This is a genomic window from Streptomyces sp. NPDC085946 (assembly GCF_044540485.1).
GTDB lineage: Bacteria > Actinomycetota > Actinomycetes > Streptomycetales > Streptomycetaceae > Streptomyces.
In genome coordinates this window covers 22,249-38,322 of sequence record NZ_JBITSF010000030.1, presented here as the reverse complement: position 1 = coordinate 38,322, position 16,074 = coordinate 22,249, and the positions used below count along the sequence as shown (strand labels likewise).

The following is a 16,074-nucleotide window of genomic DNA, read 5'->3' as shown; positions in this document are numbered from 1 at the left end:
TCAGTGCTCAGTTCCCGCCGCAATCACTGCTACGTCAAGCACACCATTCCCGAGCCGAGGGCCAGCGGGCCCACCGTCGGCGCCGCGGCAGCATGGGAGGCTGGCTGGTTGGTTTCGACTGGCAGATGTGCAAGCGCCGCAACGAGGTCGAGCGCACGAACTGCCGTCCACTCGTGCACAAGTGCTGTCGCGAGACTCGTGCGAAGCCAGTCTCATCCCCACGCGGCTCGCACATGTGGGACGTCCGCAGAGAGCGGGAGTGGGCACTATTCTCCCTGGGCCGTGCCCATGAGCAGTCCGGGAAAGGGCAGGGCCAGCGACGGGGACACGTACCACCCGGCCCCCGTACCAGCACTTCGGTCGGCGGGTGTCAAGGAGCGGCGGGGCCGCTGGTCACGGTGGCCCACCGGCCGGCGTCCACCGAGAGCACCGTCAGGCGCCGGTTGCCGGTGTCGCCGTAGCCGTCGAAGGCGACGCGGCCCGTGACTCCGTCGAAGGCGAGCCGGGCCACGGCCCGGGGCATCTGCGCGCGGGCGTTCCGGGGCAGGGTGCCGCCGTTGGCCTTCACGAGGGACTTCACGGCCTCGATGAGGCTCCAGGCCGCGTCGTAGGCATAGGGCCCGTACCAGCCGGCCGGCTGCGGATACCCCGCCTCGCGGTACCGGGCGAGGAAGTCCCCATTTTCCCCGCTGCCTCGACCGTTGAGAGAGAAGAACGTGCGCATCCCGACCGAGCCGAGTTTGGTGCCCTTCATCACGCAACGGAAGGGTAAGGACGCCGTGCCGGACAACCTGATCATCTACCCGCATTCCTCCGGGCCTCGGCTCTACTACGCCGACGAGGATCCAAGGGACCGGCCGATGCGGGGCATCCTGTGGACGCGGCGAGGGTTCAACCCCGTGGACAACCGCCGCATGCCGACGGGCGAGCTGCAGCGGAAGCAGATGCACCCTTACCGGCAGATGGTCATGATGGCGAAACTCCATTGCCAGGTATGCGCGGAACCCGCGCGAACCCCGCTGAGCTTCATCTTCTCCGCCGACCCGCGTGACCAGGACCCAAAGGCATCCATGATCGTCACCAACCAGTCTCCGATGTGTATCAAGCACGCTCGCGCCGCCGCGCTCTGCCCCACCTCGAGAAGAACCCCATGATCTTCCTCGCCCCGAGCCCTCTGTATGGAGTGAGCGGAGTGGTCTACGGCCTTAACGCGCGGAACCAGGCGCACGTCATCGCGCGGTCGGACTGCGCCCTGCTGCCAACCACCCGAACGTGCGCACGGCCTTGGCATCGCAGCTCGTCCGCCGGCTCGGATCCTTCCGCGTCGTCGCCATGGACGAGCTGCTGGAGGAGCTGTCGCTGGCCGCATAGCCCCCTGCCCGGCGACCTGGAAGTCCTCCTCGGCCTGAGCCGTCGGACAGGAACAACTTCCGGCGCGGAGACGAACTGCCCGACTCGTGTTCCCCCACGGCAAGGTCACCACCCCACGCCGGGTCCAGACGCGCCGACCGACCACACGAAGGACAGGCGGCCGGCGTCGGGCGGGCCCGAGGAGTCCCCCAACTCCACCTCTGCGACGGGCCCGCCCACCCATCCTGCAACTGCGACTCGAAGGAGTTCCAGATGTTCACCCACTCCGACCGCCTGCCCACCAGCACAGCGGTCCCGCAGGGCGCTACCACCCCGATCCCCTGGGGCATCAGCCGCATGGCACCGTACCCGACGATGGCTCCCGATTACGCCCAGGTCGAGCTGAATCCGGTAACTCAGACGGCCGTGTTCTTCGACGCTTCCGGCCAGGTGATGGAGACGCCCGGGCACGGCACCAGCACCGGCACCTCCCCGTCGACGGGGACCAGCCCCGACGGCAACGGAAGCACCCAGGACAGCGACACCGGGAGCGACAGCGACCAGTGAGTGATCCGCGTCCGGTGTTGGTCGTCACCAGCCTGTACGACCCCACCGCCGACGTGGTGATCAGTGAGCTGCACGACCGGAGTGTCCCGGTCGTGCGGTTCGACTCCGGGGACTTCCCCGCATCACTGTCGGTGGAGGCAGAGATCACCCAGGACGGCATGCGTGGCCACCTCAACACCCCCTCCCGCACTGCCGACCTGGCCAATGTTCGCGCGCTCTACTACCGCCGCCCGACTGGCTTCGCCTTCCCGCACCTCGACGAGCAGGATGCACGCTTCGCCGTCACGCAGGCCCGCTACGGTCTCGGGGGCGTGATCGCGTCGCTGCCCGACTGCCTGTACGTGAATCACCCACACCGCATCGGCGACGCCGAATTCAAACCCTCTGGCCTTGCCATCGCGGCGCACACCGGCCTACGTGTACCGCCGACGCTCATCACCTCCAACCCCGATGCCGCCAAGGCCTTCATCAAACGGCACGGCCCAGTGATCTATAAGCCCCTGCACAACCCCGTGTATCGCGTCGATGACGTCTCATCCGTCGTCAAGATCGCCGAGGTGGCCGCCGAAGACATCGACGACCGCGTCGCCGGGACAGCCCACCTGTTCCAAAAACTCGTGCCCAAGACGGCAGACGTCCGTGTGACCGTCATCGGCCCCCATACATTCTGCGTCCGGATCGACTCTGACCTCCTGGACTGGCGCACCGACTACAGCCGCCTGAGCTACGCCCCCGTGACAGCTCCGGCGGAGGTCGAGCTGGCCCTTCACACATACATGGACCACTTTGGGCTCCTCTTCGGAGCTTTCGACTTCGCGCTCGACGCTCAAGGGCGATGGTGGTTCCTGGAATGCAACCCTTCCGGCCAGTGGTACTGGCTGGAGACCGAGACCGGTCTGCCCATGTGCGCAGCCCTGGCCGACCTACTGGAAAGGAAACCGTGAGCGACCACGAACAGCTCCTCCAACAGCTCATCGACAGCATGACGGCCAGCGGTTCCCTGCGCACGGAACCTTGGAAGCACGCCGCCGCCGCAGTACCCCGACACGAATTCCTCCGCGGCGGCTTCTTCCGCGTAGTGCCGGGCTCATCGCCTACCGCTTGGGCCCCGGTCCGACAAGATGAAGACGGCTGGCTGTCCGCGTGCTACGCCGACGAGTCCCTGGTGACACAGATTGCCAACACGATCCAGCCGACGGACATCCGCGGCGAGATCATGCGCGAGCCGACCAGCTCGAGCACCCTCCCTTCATTGGTGCTGCGCATGCTCGAGGATCTGCAGGTGCAGCCGGGCATGAAGGTGCTGGAGATCGGCACGGGCACCGGCTACTCGACCGCAGTGCTCTGCGCTCGCCTTGGCAGCGGGAACGTCACCTCGATCGAGTACGACGAGGGTATTGCACAGCGCGCGCGGGAGGCCCTCGGTCGGCTCGGTACATCTCCTACCCTCTTGACGGGAGACGGCCTCGCCGGCGATACCGAAGGCGCACCGTACGACCGAATCATCGCCACCTGTGCCGTGCGCACGGTGCCCGCGGCCTGGCTGGAGCAGACCCGGCCGGGCGGGCAGATCCTGACCACCATCGGTGGCTGGCTCAACGCGTCCGAGCTGGTTCGTCTGACCGTCCACGGAGACGGTACAGCCTCTGGGCCGGTACTGGGCGGACAGGTCAGCTTCATGCTCGCCCGCCCCCATCTGCCGCCTCCGCTCGGCCTGCTTCCCGATCTCAGCAAGGGCACCGAACGCGAGGCCATCGTCGGCGCCGACGTCCTGACCGACTGGACGAGCCGGTTCGTCGCACAGTTCGCTGTGCCTACTGCGCAGCATTTGAAGCTACAGCAGAACCAGCGCACGGAGGACGTCCTGGTCGACGTCGACACCGGCTCGTGGGCTGCGCTGTACGAGGAGGCCGATCGCTGGGTCGTCCGGCAGGGCGGTCCTGAAGTTCTCTGGGACACAGTCGAGGAGCATCTCGGTCGCTGGTACGCCGCCGGTACACCGGCGGTGGAAGAGGCAACCGTACGCGTCACGACAGAAGCCCAAACTCTCCACTGGTAGGCCCCGTGACCCGCCCCGCTCGTTCAACTCCCTCCGGTGAACGAGCGGGGCTCTCCGTTGCACGTGGTCGTGTGGACTCAGGATGGGCCTGGGGTGTAACAGATCACTGGCGTTGACGTTCCGGGAGAGGGGGGTTGTGCTTTATGTCAACCCACAGTGATCCGGAGGAACGGTGACGACCGCGACAGCCCTCTCGCCCGAGACTGGACGCTCTCACCTGTAGGAGAGCCTGTGCGCCTAAGTCGGCCCCGGCGCCCGCTGCTGCGGTCGAAGCCAAGACGCTCGAGGAATCCACCCCCGAGGTTCTGTCGGCCCCGCCCGCGCCGGAGGAGAAGCCGGACCTCTCCCACGTGTGGGTCGTGGCCGCCGAGATCGAGGTGACTCCGAAAATCGCGCGCGTCACCGACTTCCGGGGCAGCTTCAAGACTGCAGAAGGGCAGTGTGGTTCTGTTCATGAGAATGGGCTCTGGCTCAACTTTTGTGAAGGCAGCGGTCATGTCGGGTCCAGGACGCTGTCCTGCCCGGCGCCTCGCAGGTCAGACAGGTGGAGCAGGTTCTTGGAGCAAGTGCTTCTTGTCCGTACCACACAAGTTGAGCCAGAACCTGAGAATGGGCAGCAGATGTTCACCACTTCGAGAGATGCCGACACAGAGTGCCGTTCGATTCCCAGTACAGCAGGTTGGTTGCAGATGGGCTGCTCGATTCCACCGTCGTCATCGGGCGTGGGTCAGCAAGGTGCGCAGGACGGCCTCGGCATGCGTCCAGAGCAAGGATCCCGCGGCGGCGGGAAGCAGGTGCCGGGTCGCCTTTGGGATCATCTGGGTGAGTGATTCGCCCAGATCCGGGGAGTGGACCGGGCTGGTGTCCTGCTCCCCGTACCAGAGGTCGACCGGGACGGCGATGTCAGCTGGGTCGAACGGCCAGCGGCCCATCGCCAGGACGGTGTCGCGTGCGTAGCCAGCTGGGCCCTGGCTGAATGCCTCGTCCATCGCGCGCCGGAAGGCGCGCTGAAAGACAGGGTCGGTGTAGACCGTGCGATCTGTTTCGGGGCTCGTCGTGATGATCAGATCCCACAATGCGTTGGCGCTGCCGAAGCCGGCGAAGGAGGCCTCAGCAGCGTCGGGGTCGGTTGCGACGGCGTTCACCATGTCCCTCACCTGCGGGGCCAGGATGTGTGTGCAGCGAGGATGGGCGAGTTCGTCGCTGCCGGACACCACGGCTACCGCGTTCACCAGACCATTTGCGGCCAGGGCGAGGGCAAACGGTGCCCCTTGCGAGAACCCCACCGCCGACGGGGCTCGCAGGGCCTGCTCTTGGATGAGGTGCCGGATGTCGGTGGCCCAGCTGGTCAGGGTCCGGCCGGGGGCTGGGTCGGAGGCGCCGAGGCCGGGCCGGTCCACGCTGATGAGCCGGATACCTGCTGCGTCGATGACGCCGCCGCCGAAACCGAGCCACCTGCTGGTAGCCGCCCCCGGGCACAACAGCACTGGGGTGCCGTTGGCTGGTCCCCATTCCGCCCAGCCCAGGAGTCGACCGTCCAACAGCTGGGTCTGTCCAAGCCTCACTGGTTCACACACGCCGTAGTCCATGAGCCGCATTGTTCCGTGCACGCATCCAGCTGCCGTTCCATCACCGGTCGCGACAGCGAGGCAGACGCTGCGGAGCCCGCATGCTGTTCGAATCGACAGGCACCCTTCAGGGCCTCCCGAAGTGATGAACATCTGCTGTCCGTTCTCGGGTTTTGGCTCAACTTCTGTGAAGGCGGCTGGTGCTCTGGCCTTCGGGCAGCACTAGGTTCGGGTCCGCCCAGGTCAGGTGCCTGCGGACGCTCTGAGGGAGGACGTCCTCGTCCTGTTTCACAGAAGTTGTGCCAGAGCCGCATCTCGTGAACAGAGCCAACCGTCATGGCAGCGATCGCCAGCCGCACATCGGCGCCCAGATCACGGCTGAGCAGCGCAGAGCATCGAGGGCGCGGCGGCGGGATGCCACAGCACAGTCAGGGCATGAGTGTGGCCGGCACACACCAGGATGGCCACATTGACCACGAGCGGCGAAAGACTGGGCGACCCGCTGATGGCACCGGCCAAGCGGTGAACAGCAAGCCCCGACAACAGATACACAGCCGGACGCACACAGCAGCACCGACGTGGTCAGCCATAAGGTCATATCGCGGTCGCTGCGGGTGACCGCGGCCTTGACGGCGTCGACACTGATCATGCAGTCACTGTTCATTCGGACGGTCGGCGAGATTGGCCGAGGGCGGGGACCGGCTGCTGACCATGTCCTCACCCTTGCTCGTGCCGACGGACGCCCATGCAGGACCCCGCAGGAAGCCCCGCTCCTGGAGCGCTATCGCGCCGGCAGCCCGGTTCCCTCTTCTACAGCTTGGCCCTGTCGTACGGCTCGGGGAGCCGCGCCAAGGCGCCTGCCGTTCGCAGAGCCCGGTTGACCTCGAGCATCGTCTTGATGTCCGGGCGCTGCGTGCCGCCGTCGGTGAGGTCGATGAGCAGTCCGTCGTGGCTGGTACGGATGCGCGCGGGTTTTCCCGGAAGGTCCTCGGGGACCAGCTCGGCACGCCTGGCGGAGAGATAGGCGGCGCGGCAGCAGCGGGGGTCCGGGACCTCCAGGCCGAACTCCTCCTCGACCGCGCCGTACTCGGCACGGTTGTAGGCCTGGCCCCAGTCGGCGTCCCAGCAGTCCGCGAGGGCCCGGAGGATCTCCGCGGAGTGGCGCGCCACCGGTGCCGACTCGTCCAGCTCGCGCGACCGCATCCGCACCGCGCACGAACCGGCGACGTGGGGCGAGGATCCGCCGGCGCTCACACTCACCACCAGTTCCGGCAGGCCCGCTCCGGCTGTCCACAGCGACGCGGTGTGAGCGGCCCGGTCCGCCTCGGACTCGGGATTCTCCCTGCGGAGGTAGTCAGTCAAGGACGCGACGGACGGTGACAGCAGGGGGGCCGTCCGGTCGTTGTCGGTTGCTTCACGCCATCCAGGGAAGGAGGTCCCGGCGATTCCCTCCAGGGCGTCCAGGAACGCCAGCCACCGCTCGGCGAGTTGCTGCGCTCCCTCCACCCGCAGGCCCCAAGTGCCGTTGACGACCAGCCTGAGCACCCTCATCACCTCATTCCTTCGGGCCGCAAGCACGCCTGGGCCGCCTCTGAGGCGGCAAGGGCCGGAGCCCGCTTCTGCCGGACGGTCCCTTCCCACCAACCCAACAGGTCCGCATGGACCGCCTCCTGACGGGAGTACGCGGATGCGAACCGCTGCCGCTGCTCATCGGTGAGGAGCCTCTGTCTCGGACGGCCCGGTACGTGACTACGCTGCACCATGACGACGGCCGACGCCTCGGTCCATGCGGTGATCTGACGCAGGACCGGCACAGCGACATCCTCTCCTGCTCGGGGCCGAGGATCTGATCATGATCACGGGTGGGCACTACGGATGTGACCCAACTCTTACTCTTCCATCGGAGAGCGCGGCGACACCCAGCTCACTGCGGTGTCTGTCAGAAGGGGGTGCTCTCATCGCGGTGCGCCCAGACGCTCTTCGCTGCCCTGTGTCCCGGAGCGTTTCTACATAAGACCCGACAGGTCGTTCACCAGAAGGTCGAGGGTGACCTCCTCATGGAGCGCGACGCCAAGGGAGGTCATGGCAGGGGCGAGATCCGGGTCCCATGCCGCGCTGACGGGCTGGCCGTCAAGCGGCAGCTGTGGGATTCCCTCGCCCTGACTGCGAGCGGCCAGGCGCTCGTAGTCCTCGGCGCTCATGCGCCAGGGCAGGGCTCCGTAACGGTGGATGATCCGGTTCGCCAGAGCAATGCCCGGCCAGTCGAAATCGCCATGATACGCAAAGCGACAGTCGGTGGCGGCGAGAGCGTCGAGGAGCGTGAGGACCACCGAGGCGGCGCTGCCGGAGGTGCACACCAAGGGCCGGACGCAGGCAGCGTCCGCCGCGGCTTCCACTACACGCGGGTTCTCACAGATGTAGATCACTGTTCTGGCGGGCAATTGCAGCTGCAGGTCGTGCAGGTCCCGCGGTGTGAGGTGAGCTTCGGCGTGATGGTCGGCCCGCTCTCGCAGGGCCTGCTCCTGCCATCCCCCGCCGACGGGCCGCAGTCCGTAGGTCAGCACTGTGCTGGAGACCTCATCCGGTGTGACGGACACCAGCCGCCACAGTGCGCGCCGACCGGCCGCGTCGCCGGGGAACTTGGTGTCATAGGCGAGAGCGACGCCGCGTTGGACGAGGCGCGCGAGCCAGGTGCCGTCGTCCAGGCCGTGTGCGGACCCGGTCGCCATGGCGGCAAGTTCTCCTCGTCCCCGGGTGCCACCCCGTTCCGGGCCGAGCAGTACGGTGAGGACCTGCACCGCCTGTTGGAGCGTTCGTACCGCCGTTTCTGGTGTCACTCCTCTCGGTACGCCGGTACGACGCAGCAGGTCGTACCACTGGCCGGTCCACTCCTGGCCGGCGAGCGGAGAGGCGTCCAGCGCCGAGACGAGCGACGACCAGACGTGCTCGCGTCGTGCCGCGATGCCCGCGCGGACGGCACGGCGGTCGGTGAGCGGAGGGCCGAGTTCCTCCAGGACCTCTCTGAGCCCTAGTCCGGCCGCCGAGGTGCGCAGCCGTGTGTCGAGGGCATCGAGGCGCACAGTTATGACAGCACCCGTGACGGGCTTGCCCAGCAGGAGCGACAGGTCGTTGCGTTCCTGAGCGTTCGCCGAGGTCAGCCGGAGGGACCCGATGGCTTGCACGCCGTTGCTCTCAAGGCGCTTGCGCGCTGCCTCCCAGAGTCGGGCGAGCCCGGGACCGGCCAGCCAGTCCCGTGTCGCGACGGGTAGTTTGCTCATACGGACACCAGACGCCGGTGTCGGCCGTTCCAGGTGTAGTGCAGGGTGGCCACCCCGCGCACATGGGGGTCACGGAGGCACTCGTAGATGTGCAGGGACGGAACCTCCGGCCAGTTGCCCATGAGCCGTTCGCTGGTGAGGATGAAGTCGAGGTCGAGATCGACGAGGATCCGCCCCAGCCGCCCGTGGGTGGGTTCGTCGACCTTGGCGAAGGCGTCGTCGAGCAGAATGAGTCGCGGCGCATGGGGTGCCGACTCGGCGAGGCTGGTGAAGTGGGCGGCGGCCGCGGCGAAGAGCACGAGGTAGGAGAGGACCCGCTGTTCGCCCTGGCTGAGCCCGGTGCGGCCGGTCAGTTTCCGTCTGCGTCCCGGGGCGGCGTCCTCGACCACGAAGGTGTCGAAACGGAACCAGTCGCGGTAGTCCAGCGCGGTCCGCAGATGGGCGGCGTAACCGGCTGAGGGATCGGCCCGTCGGGCATCCTCGATCCGGCGTTGCAGCACCTCGCGAAGCTGCTCGGTCTGCTCACGCGTGCGCAGGCTCGACGGACTGCGCAGCAGCTCCACGGCCGCCCTCACGTCCGCGTCGACGTCCTCGTCCAGCTTCCACAACAGCTCCACGCCGAGACCGTGGGAGGTGCGCACGGTCCGCAGGGTGTCGTTGAGCGCCGCGACCAGGTTCGCCGCGGTGATGACCTGGGCCGAGAGATGGTCGCCGAGCTCGCCGGTCAGGAACCGCTGGAACACCTCACGTTCGCGCTCGGTAAGCCGTCCCCGGGCCTCTGCCGCCTGGACGGCGATCCGCTCGCCCACGGCCGCGACGTCGTGGGAACCGTGGTCGTCGATCAGGCGGCACACCTTGATTCCGTCGCGTTCCTCCAGCTGTGCGTCGTAGCCGCCGGCCAGCTGGTCGCGCAGGTCGGTGTGCCGGTTGAGCAGGGTGCTGTCCGACACTTCGCCTTTCGGGCGGCCGAGAGCCTGCTGTACCGCGTCGGCCAGTGCCTGTAGCGCGCGCAGACGGCTGCGGACGTCCGCGCCGGGATCGTCCACCACGTCCTCGGACAGTGAGGACCGGTCCAGCCCGGCGCCGCGCACCACCTCCGGCCGGCCGAGTGCGCCGCGAAGGGCGCCGCCGGTTGCGATGACCGCCGTCTCCTGGGCGGCCAGGTCCTCGCGCAGGCGCTTTTCCTCCTCTTCCGCGCGCACGCGCCGGTCGTGCAGGTCGTTCCAGATGCGTTGTGCCACCGGGACGGCTTGGGCGGCGTGCGCGATGCGCTGTCTGGCTTCCTGCTCGCGGGTGAGGATCTCTTCTTCGCTCGCCCCGATGGCCTCCTCGCGGGTGCGCAGGTCCTGTTGCGCGGTGCGCAGCCCGGTCAGGCGGAGCCGGTAGTTTTCCTCCGCGTCCAGACGGTCTTTCCGGGCGCGGTCGTACCGGGCGGCATCGGCATGATGGGCACCGAGCCGCTCGCCTGTGCTGCTGATCGCTCGGCGAAGACGCCCGATGCCGGTGAGGAGGGCAGCCAGCGCGGTGCGCACGCGCTCTAGCTCGACGGGGTCGCTGGGCAGGTCATGGGCGGTGGCGGTGGCGTCCGCCTCGGAGTGTGTGGCTACGGCGAGAGCGCGGGCCTCCTCGGCCAGCCGCGTTGCGCGGGTCGCCTTGGCGGTCAGGTCACGCAGAGTCCTCTCGTCCGACTCGGCTCTGCTCCAGGCATCGGCGAGATCTCGGGCCCGGGGGAAGTCCTGCTCCGCGAGCCTGAGGGCCCGGCGCCGGGCATCAGCCTCGGCGAGTTCGTGACGGGCGTCGGCCAGCCGGTGTTTTGCCTGTGTGAGTTGCTCCTCCAGCCCGGCGAGGATGCGCCGCCGGGTGTCGGCGCGGACGGTGGCTCCCACATACTCGGCGTCCCTCTTGTAGTGCTGTCCGGTGAGGATGCCCAGACGCCAAGTTCCGTCGTAATACACCGCGCTATGAGCGGTCGTCTCCTCGGCCGGTGCGAGCGCGATGGCGGCCAGCAGAAATTCCACCTGCTCGGACGTGACCCCGCACCCTGGTTGGGGCGCCGGACGCAGGGCCGAGGCGAGACTCGGCCGGTCCGGCAGCGCAGAACTGGGACGCAGCAGAGTGTCACGGGTGCCGGGATCGACAAGGGCGCCGTCCGCGCCGACCCACGCGTCCAGGATCCCGCTGGCCTCCAGCGCCGCTTCCAGACCGGCTCGACGCTCAGGGCTCAGATCATCCGTGAAGTCCACCAGCCGGTAGAAAGGCGCTCCGGTGCCCGGTGCCCTTTCGGCGACGCGGTGGTAGGGGACCGGCGGCTCGGGATCGGTACGTCGCTCCCAGTCACGCTTCTGACTCGCCAGGCCGTCGAGTTCCTCGTCGAGCCGGCCGACGGTGAGTGCGAGGGCGTCGCGACGCCTGGTGAGTTCCTCGCCGTACGGCTCCAGTGCGGCATGGGCGGCCTGCCACGCCTGGCTGTCGATATCCGGCGGGAGTGTCCGGTCCGCGAACGGGGCGTCGGTGGAGCTCTCGCAGGCGACCGTGGTGTGGACGGCGTCCAGCGGCGGGCAGTCGGACCCGACGTCGGTCTGCGTGCGGGTGACCCACTCGGCGACCCGGCGGCCGTAAGCACCGCTCTCCTCGGCGACCTTCTCGCGGTTGGCGCCGAGACGGCCAGCGGCTTCCTCCGCCTCGCCCTCCAGCCGTTCCCGCTCGGTGTCGGCCTGCACCGCCCGGCTTCGGGCCTTCTCGGCCTGCGCGGTGAGACGCGTCACCTCCTGGACCATCCGGGTCCGGTTCTTCACGACCGTCTCGGCGGCCTCCAGCTGCCCGTGCCAGGACCGCAGTCCATCCTGCACCACGGCCGTGTCCACGAGGACGACCGATGGCTGCCGCACGGTATGCGTCTCCCCGTTCGGAGCGGTCAGCTCCGTCTCGGCGGCTTGGGAGCGGACCGTGCGGGGCAGGGCGACTGCCTCGCCGAGATGGCCGGTGGGAAGCCCGGCCTTCTCCGCCTGCGTCAGCAGCTCCCGGTGTTCGGTGCCCAGTTCGGCGAGCCGGCTCCCGAGGTGTTCGACACCGTCGGCCAGGCGCTCGGCCGTGCCCTCCTCTGCGCCGTGTGCGTTACTGAGGGCGGTGAAGGCGGCCACGGCGGCGGTATGCAGCGCCTCGACCGTGGTGCGGCGTTCCGACAGTTCGTGCAGGCTGCGGTAGGCGTGGCTGTCGTGCAGGGCAGCGAGGTCGGTCCGGGCGGCTTCTTCCTCTTCGCGCAGGGTTTCCAGCCGCGCTTCCGACTCCTCCTGCTGTGTCCTCAGCTCGCTGGTCCGCTGTGCGGCGTCTCCGGCCGCCCGGCGTCGCTGCGCGAGGACCTCCAGCTCCCGGCTCACTGCCTGCGCGGAGGTACGCAGGACTCCGGACAGGTAGCCGCGGTAACTGGTGAGGAAGGTGCGCAACGCCGTATCGGTGCGCTCCAGGCGGCCGAGCTCGTCGCGTACGGCGTCGAGATCGTGGAGGTTGCGCGCGACCTTCTCAACCACCTCCTCGTCGAGCCCCGGCAGGGTCTCGCTCAGCAGCAAGGCCAGTCCACCGTGCTCGATCCGGTCCCCGACCGTGGGCCGCCGCAGCCGGTGGAGGAGCTGGGTGAGGTTGCGGTAGCGGGTCGCGTCGGTGATGCCGAACAGTTCCCGGGCCACCCGCGAGCGGTGGAGGACCGCGCGGTCGGTGATGTTGTCGGAGCCGACGATCTCCTTGAGCCGGTCGACCGGCAGGGGCTGTCCGCCTTCGACCAGGTGCAGGTCTTCACCGACACGCAGCGCAGTGACGAAGAACGTCGGCAGCGCCTTCTGCGTCGACTTCGATGCGCGGATGGCGGCGCCGAGGGTGAGGTGGCGGTGGTCGCCGCCGTCGGTCGTGCCCCGGAATTCCACCCACAGATAGCCGAGACGGTTGGTCTGCTTGAACCCGTCCAGCATCAGCCAGGCGAGGGTGGTCCGGCCGGTGCCCGTCGCATCCAGTGCCCGTGAGTCGCCGTCCAGCAGATACGGGAGCAGCATTTCCAAAGCCTTGGACTTGCCCGCGCCGTTCTTGCCGCGCAGCAGCAGCCGTCCGTCGCCGAAGGCGAACTCCTGCTCGTCGTACTGCCAGACGTTCTGAATGCCCGCGCGGTGCAGCCGGAAGCGGGTGCCGGCGGTCGCCGCGGGGCCGGAACGCGACAGCGGGATGAGGCCACGCGCATCGGTGGTCACAGCGGCAACTCCTCCTGAACGTCAGTGCTCTTGCCAGCTGCGGTGGTCGGGCGCACGGTCACCTGGGTGGCGTAGCGGGCCGCCGCGGCCAGCAGCACCCAGCCGTCACCGCCGGGCCGTGCCTCACGGACATCGGTCACGGTGCGCCCCTCGGGTGCCTCTTCGGCGTACCCCTCAGGCAGGCCGTCCCCCTCGGCACGCAGCCGGCCGCTCCGGGCCATCAGCCGCATACGGGACAGCAGGTCCAGCACGGCCACCCGCAGAGCGGGAATGTCCTCCAGATAGCCGCGCTGCCAGTTGCTGCGCTGGCCGTATTCGACGACCAGTTCGGCCAGCAGCTCGTCCACCAGGCCGTCCGGGACAGCCACGCCGATGACGAGCGTCCCCCCGGTCGCCGGGTGTCCGGGCTCCCGCGGCCGAAGCCGCTCCACGAGCCGTTCCACCAGCAGCAGCGCGGCCTGCGCGACCGTCCCGGTGCTCGGCAGGTGCAGATCCGTCAGCTCGTCCTCTGGATCCACCAGCGCCACTCCCTCGGCGCGGATCTCCACTTCCAGGCCCAGAAGTTCGGAGAACGCCTGCGCTTCGCGGCGCTGCCGGGTGCGCAACCAGTCGCGTTCGGCGTCGGTCAGCTCGTCGAGGTAGACGACGGGTGTCTCGACGAGCATCCGACGCACATAGGTGCGAGGTCCGCCGAACCCGGGGTCCGCTGCCCGCCGGACCAGGTCGGCCCCGTCACGGGCCTGGGCGAGCGGGCCGGCGACGACGACGCGGGCCAGCTCGCGGTCCACTGTGATCAGGGCCTCTCCGTCCGCATCCTGCGCGAGCGCGGCTACATGGCCTTCGGTCTCGATGAGGACGCCCCACTCGACCAGCAGGCGCAGAGCCGCTACCAAGGTCCGTTTCCCGGCCGCCCTACCTGTCTCCTCCAGCTCGATCTCCGCATCAGCCGCGGCGGCCCTGATGTCGGCCACCAGCTGTGACAGCAGCAGTTGCTCGGGAGCGGTCACCAGCACGGATAGGGCCAGCGCGAGGCAGGCGTACGTGTGCGGGCTGAACGGGGTGCCGGTGGAGCGCTCCAGCCGGTGGCCCGCGCCTGCCCCCAGCCCTGCCTTGAACAGCCGGGCGTAGGAGCTGTCGACCAGCAGGCGGTAGCCGAGCACCTGCTGGAACCGCTTGCCCAGCCAGTCGGCATGCCTGCGGATCAGCGGGAAGAGGTCGGAGTGCGGGCCGTCCGAGGTGACCAGCGGGTGGGCGAGCAGCAGCCGGGCGGCGCTGCGGCGCTCGGCTGCCAGGGCGACATCGTGTGTCGAGGGGAGGGTCATGACACGCTCACCTCCGCATCACCGTCGGCCGGGTTGGAGGAGGTACGGCCGACGTACAGCTCAAGGTCGTCCAGCAGCAGGTCGCCGTCAGCCGAGTGCAGGACGCACCGGGCGCCCGCCGTGCGTCGCACGGTGAGCCGGATCCCCAGCTCAGCGTCCTCGCTGTGCGCCTGGTCGAGGTCGAATTCCGTCGCGCCCTCCCCGCCCGTGCCGGCGCGACGCCTCAGCTGCGCGTTCCCGAGTGCGGTGGCCAGCAGCTCCAGGAGCAGCCCGAGCGCTGCAGAGGTGAGACGCACCTCGGCGAATCGCCCCGAGACACTGCGCAGTTCGTCCGCCGCCGCTGCCCTGGCCGCAGCCCGCTCACGGGCAGCCTCCTGCAGCCGCTGCTTCTGCGCGGAGTGGTCCTCCACCGTAGACGTCCGGCCCCGCTGGGCGCGGCTGCCCCTTTCCCGCAGGGCCACCGGCACCTCGACCACCGGGCCGATCCACCAGCTCGTGGAGGCGGGCACCACCTCGTCGGTGGCCGGAGGTATGCCCAGATGGCGGGCGCCATACAGCCCGAAGGCAGCGACGGCGATGTCATGAGCGTCCTGCGGCGCCGCTTCCTCGAACCACCGGGCCAGCCGCAGCAGGTCCTTGCGCCGGGACATCTCCCCAGTGGCCGACCGCAGCATCCGCTTGGCATTGGCGAGCAGCGACTGCAATGCACGCAGAGTGGCGTCCCGCAGTTGATCGACCTGGCTGCCCTGCCCGTCGGTGTCGCTGAACCAACCGCGCAGGCCCTCCCAGTCCGCGAACTCGCGCCCACGGCTGCGCTGGACCCGCGTCTCCATGCGGCCGTCGCCCTGCGGTGACAGCCCGGTGAGACCCTGTGCATGGGCGTCCAGCCGGGCGAGCAGACCCGGGACGTGAGGCCACAGCGTGTCCAATGCCGCCGAAATCCGGGGTCCGCGGAACGCCACGTCCTCCGTGATGGCCTCGACGTAGTCGAGCAGCAGCTCCTTGAATCCCTGGTACTCGGCACTGTCCAGGTCGTACCGGGCCAGCACCTGACCGAGGTAGGCGTAGAAGTCCCGGATGGAATCCGCGAACTCGGTGAACTGCACAAACAGCGTGCTGACCCGCTCCAGCCCGTCCTGCGGCTCTACGCCGCCGGGCGCGGTCACGAGCTCGGCCAGCTCCCTGAGCCCTCGCTCGACCAAGGCGAGCAGCTCGTTGCTCACCTCCCGGGCGGCGTCCGCCTCGGCCAGGACCCCGTCGGCGTTCCGCTGGATGCGCTCGCCCAGCTTCGACAACTGGTAGCGCGCACGGGACCGCTGGTACTCGCTGATGCTGGACGCCTTCACGGTGTGGCTGCTGCGCAGTAGGTTGCCCCACTTCACCAGCTGTTCGAGCCGGACGGTGAGGGTATCGGCGTCGAGCCCGGCGGCAGAGCCCTCGTCCTGACGCAGCTTCGCCAGGACGTCAGGGACAGCCAGGTCCGCCAGCAGAGTCCCGCAGAAGACCCGCATGATCGCCAGATGCTCCAACCGCTCGGGAGCACTGAGGTAGGTGTACGCGTCCAGCCGCCGGCGCGCCTCGCTGTGGACATCCTGCGTTGCGGCGTTTTGCGCTGCGCCGGGTGCGGGTGCCTCCATGCCTGCGAGGTTACGCGGTGCATCCGGCCGCCGCCGGTGTGTGGCCAAAAATGCCACG

Annotated in this window: 11 protein-coding genes and 1 pseudogene; 5 read left to right on the top strand and 7 right to left on the bottom strand. The window is 68.9% G+C overall.

The window, feature by feature from the left end; genetic code table 11:
- Positions 1-9: 9 nt before the first annotated feature.
- Positions 10-158: pseudogene (locus ACIF8T_RS35575) on the top strand (IS5/IS1182 family transposase); the annotation flags it as partial.
- A 212-nt stretch (positions 159-370) separates the two neighbouring features.
- Here the strand turns inward: ACIF8T_RS35575 and ACIF8T_RS35570 are convergent.
- Positions 371-754, bottom strand: a complete 384-nt coding sequence (locus ACIF8T_RS35570; RefSeq protein WP_400040994.1) for a hypothetical protein — start codon at positions 752-754, stop codon at positions 371-373.
- A 25-nt stretch (positions 755-779) separates the two neighbouring features.
- Here ACIF8T_RS35570 and ACIF8T_RS35565 point away from each other — a divergent pair, with 25 nt between their 5' ends.
- From ACIF8T_RS35565 to tgmC, 4 genes are all read left to right on the top strand, one after another.
- Positions 780-1,154 (top strand): hypothetical protein, encoded by a 375-nt coding sequence (locus ACIF8T_RS35565; RefSeq protein ID WP_400040992.1) that lies wholly within the window; start codon positions 780-782, stop codon positions 1,152-1,154.
- A gap of 469 nt (positions 1,155-1,623) precedes the next feature.
- Positions 1,624-1,917, top strand: coding sequence for a putative ATP-grasp-modified RiPP (tgmA, locus tag ACIF8T_RS35560; RefSeq protein ID WP_400040990.1), 294 nt, complete (start codon positions 1,624-1,626; stop codon positions 1,915-1,917).
- Entirely contained in the window at positions 1,914-2,861 is a 948-nt protein-coding gene (gene tgmB / locus ACIF8T_RS35555; RefSeq protein WP_400040988.1) for an ATP-grasp ribosomal peptide maturase, read from the top strand. The genes tgmA and tgmB overlap by 4 nt, the downstream gene beginning before the upstream one ends.
- Positions 2,858-3,976, top strand: coding sequence for an ATP-grasp peptide maturase system methyltransferase (gene tgmC, locus ACIF8T_RS35550; RefSeq protein WP_400040986.1), 1,119 nt, complete (start codon positions 2,858-2,860; stop codon positions 3,974-3,976). Before tgmB ends, tgmC begins: the two co-directional genes overlap by 4 nt.
- Before the next feature lie 713 nt (positions 3,977-4,689).
- Here tgmC and ACIF8T_RS35545 read toward each other — a convergent pair.
- The 6 genes from ACIF8T_RS35545 to ACIF8T_RS35520 form a co-directional block, all read right to left on the bottom strand.
- Positions 4,690-5,565, bottom strand: coding sequence for an alpha/beta fold hydrolase (locus ACIF8T_RS35545; protein ID WP_400040984.1), 876 nt, complete (start codon positions 5,563-5,565; stop codon positions 4,690-4,692).
- Between the two features lie 789 nt (positions 5,566-6,354).
- Positions 6,355-7,095: an Imm52 family immunity protein gene (locus tag ACIF8T_RS35540; protein WP_400040983.1), complete on the bottom strand. Its 741-nt coding sequence runs from the start codon at positions 7,093-7,095 to the stop codon at positions 6,355-6,357.
- A 455-nt stretch (positions 7,096-7,550) separates the two neighbouring features.
- A complete protein-coding gene (locus ACIF8T_RS35535) occupies positions 7,551-8,822 on the bottom strand; it encodes a TIGR02679 family protein (RefSeq protein WP_400040981.1) in 1,272 nt (423 codons plus the stop codon).
- Positions 8,819-13,057, bottom strand: coding sequence for a TIGR02680 family protein (locus ACIF8T_RS35530; RefSeq protein ID WP_400040980.1), 4,239 nt, complete (start codon positions 13,055-13,057; stop codon positions 8,819-8,821). Before ACIF8T_RS35530 ends, ACIF8T_RS35535 begins: the two co-directional genes overlap by 4 nt.
- Positions 13,054-14,379: a TIGR02678 family protein gene (locus ACIF8T_RS35525; RefSeq protein WP_400040978.1), complete on the bottom strand. Its 1,326-nt coding sequence runs from the start codon at positions 14,377-14,379 to the stop codon at positions 13,054-13,056. Before ACIF8T_RS35525 ends, ACIF8T_RS35530 begins: the two co-directional genes overlap by 4 nt.
- On the bottom strand, positions 14,376-16,016 hold the full coding sequence (locus ACIF8T_RS35520; protein WP_400040977.1) for a TIGR02677 family protein: 1,641 nt from the start codon (positions 16,014-16,016) through the stop codon (positions 14,376-14,378). Before ACIF8T_RS35520 ends, ACIF8T_RS35525 begins: the two co-directional genes overlap by 4 nt.
- Positions 16,017-16,074: the final 58 nt, after the last annotated feature.

What these genes read in the sequence shown, in the direction of transcription:
- ACIF8T_RS35535 (WP_400040981.1), bottom strand. Translation starts at nt 8,822, where the DNA reads ATGAGCAAACTACCCGTCGCGACACGGGACTGGCTGGCCGGTCCCGGG.
- ACIF8T_RS35525 (WP_400040978.1), bottom strand. Translation starts at nt 14,379, where the DNA reads ATGACCCTCCCCTCGACACACGATGTCGCCCTGGCAGCCGAGCGCCGC.
- ACIF8T_RS35545 (WP_400040984.1), bottom strand. Translation starts at nt 5,565, where the DNA reads ATGGACTACGGCGTGTGTGAACCAGTGAGGCTTGGACAGACCCAGCTG.
- ACIF8T_RS35520 (WP_400040977.1), bottom strand. Translation starts at nt 16,016, where the DNA reads ATGGAGGCACCCGCACCCGGCGCAGCGCAAAACGCCGCAACGCAGGAT.
- tgmA (WP_400040990.1), top strand. Translation starts at nt 1,624, where the DNA reads ATGTTCACCCACTCCGACCGCCTGCCCACCAGCACAGCGGTCCCGCAG.
- ACIF8T_RS35570 (WP_400040994.1), bottom strand. Translation starts at nt 754, where the DNA reads ATGAAGGGCACCAAACTCGGCTCGGTCGGGATGCGCACGTTCTTCTCT.
- ACIF8T_RS35540 (WP_400040983.1), bottom strand. Translation starts at nt 7,095, where the DNA reads ATGAGGGTGCTCAGGCTGGTCGTCAACGGCACTTGGGGCCTGCGGGTG.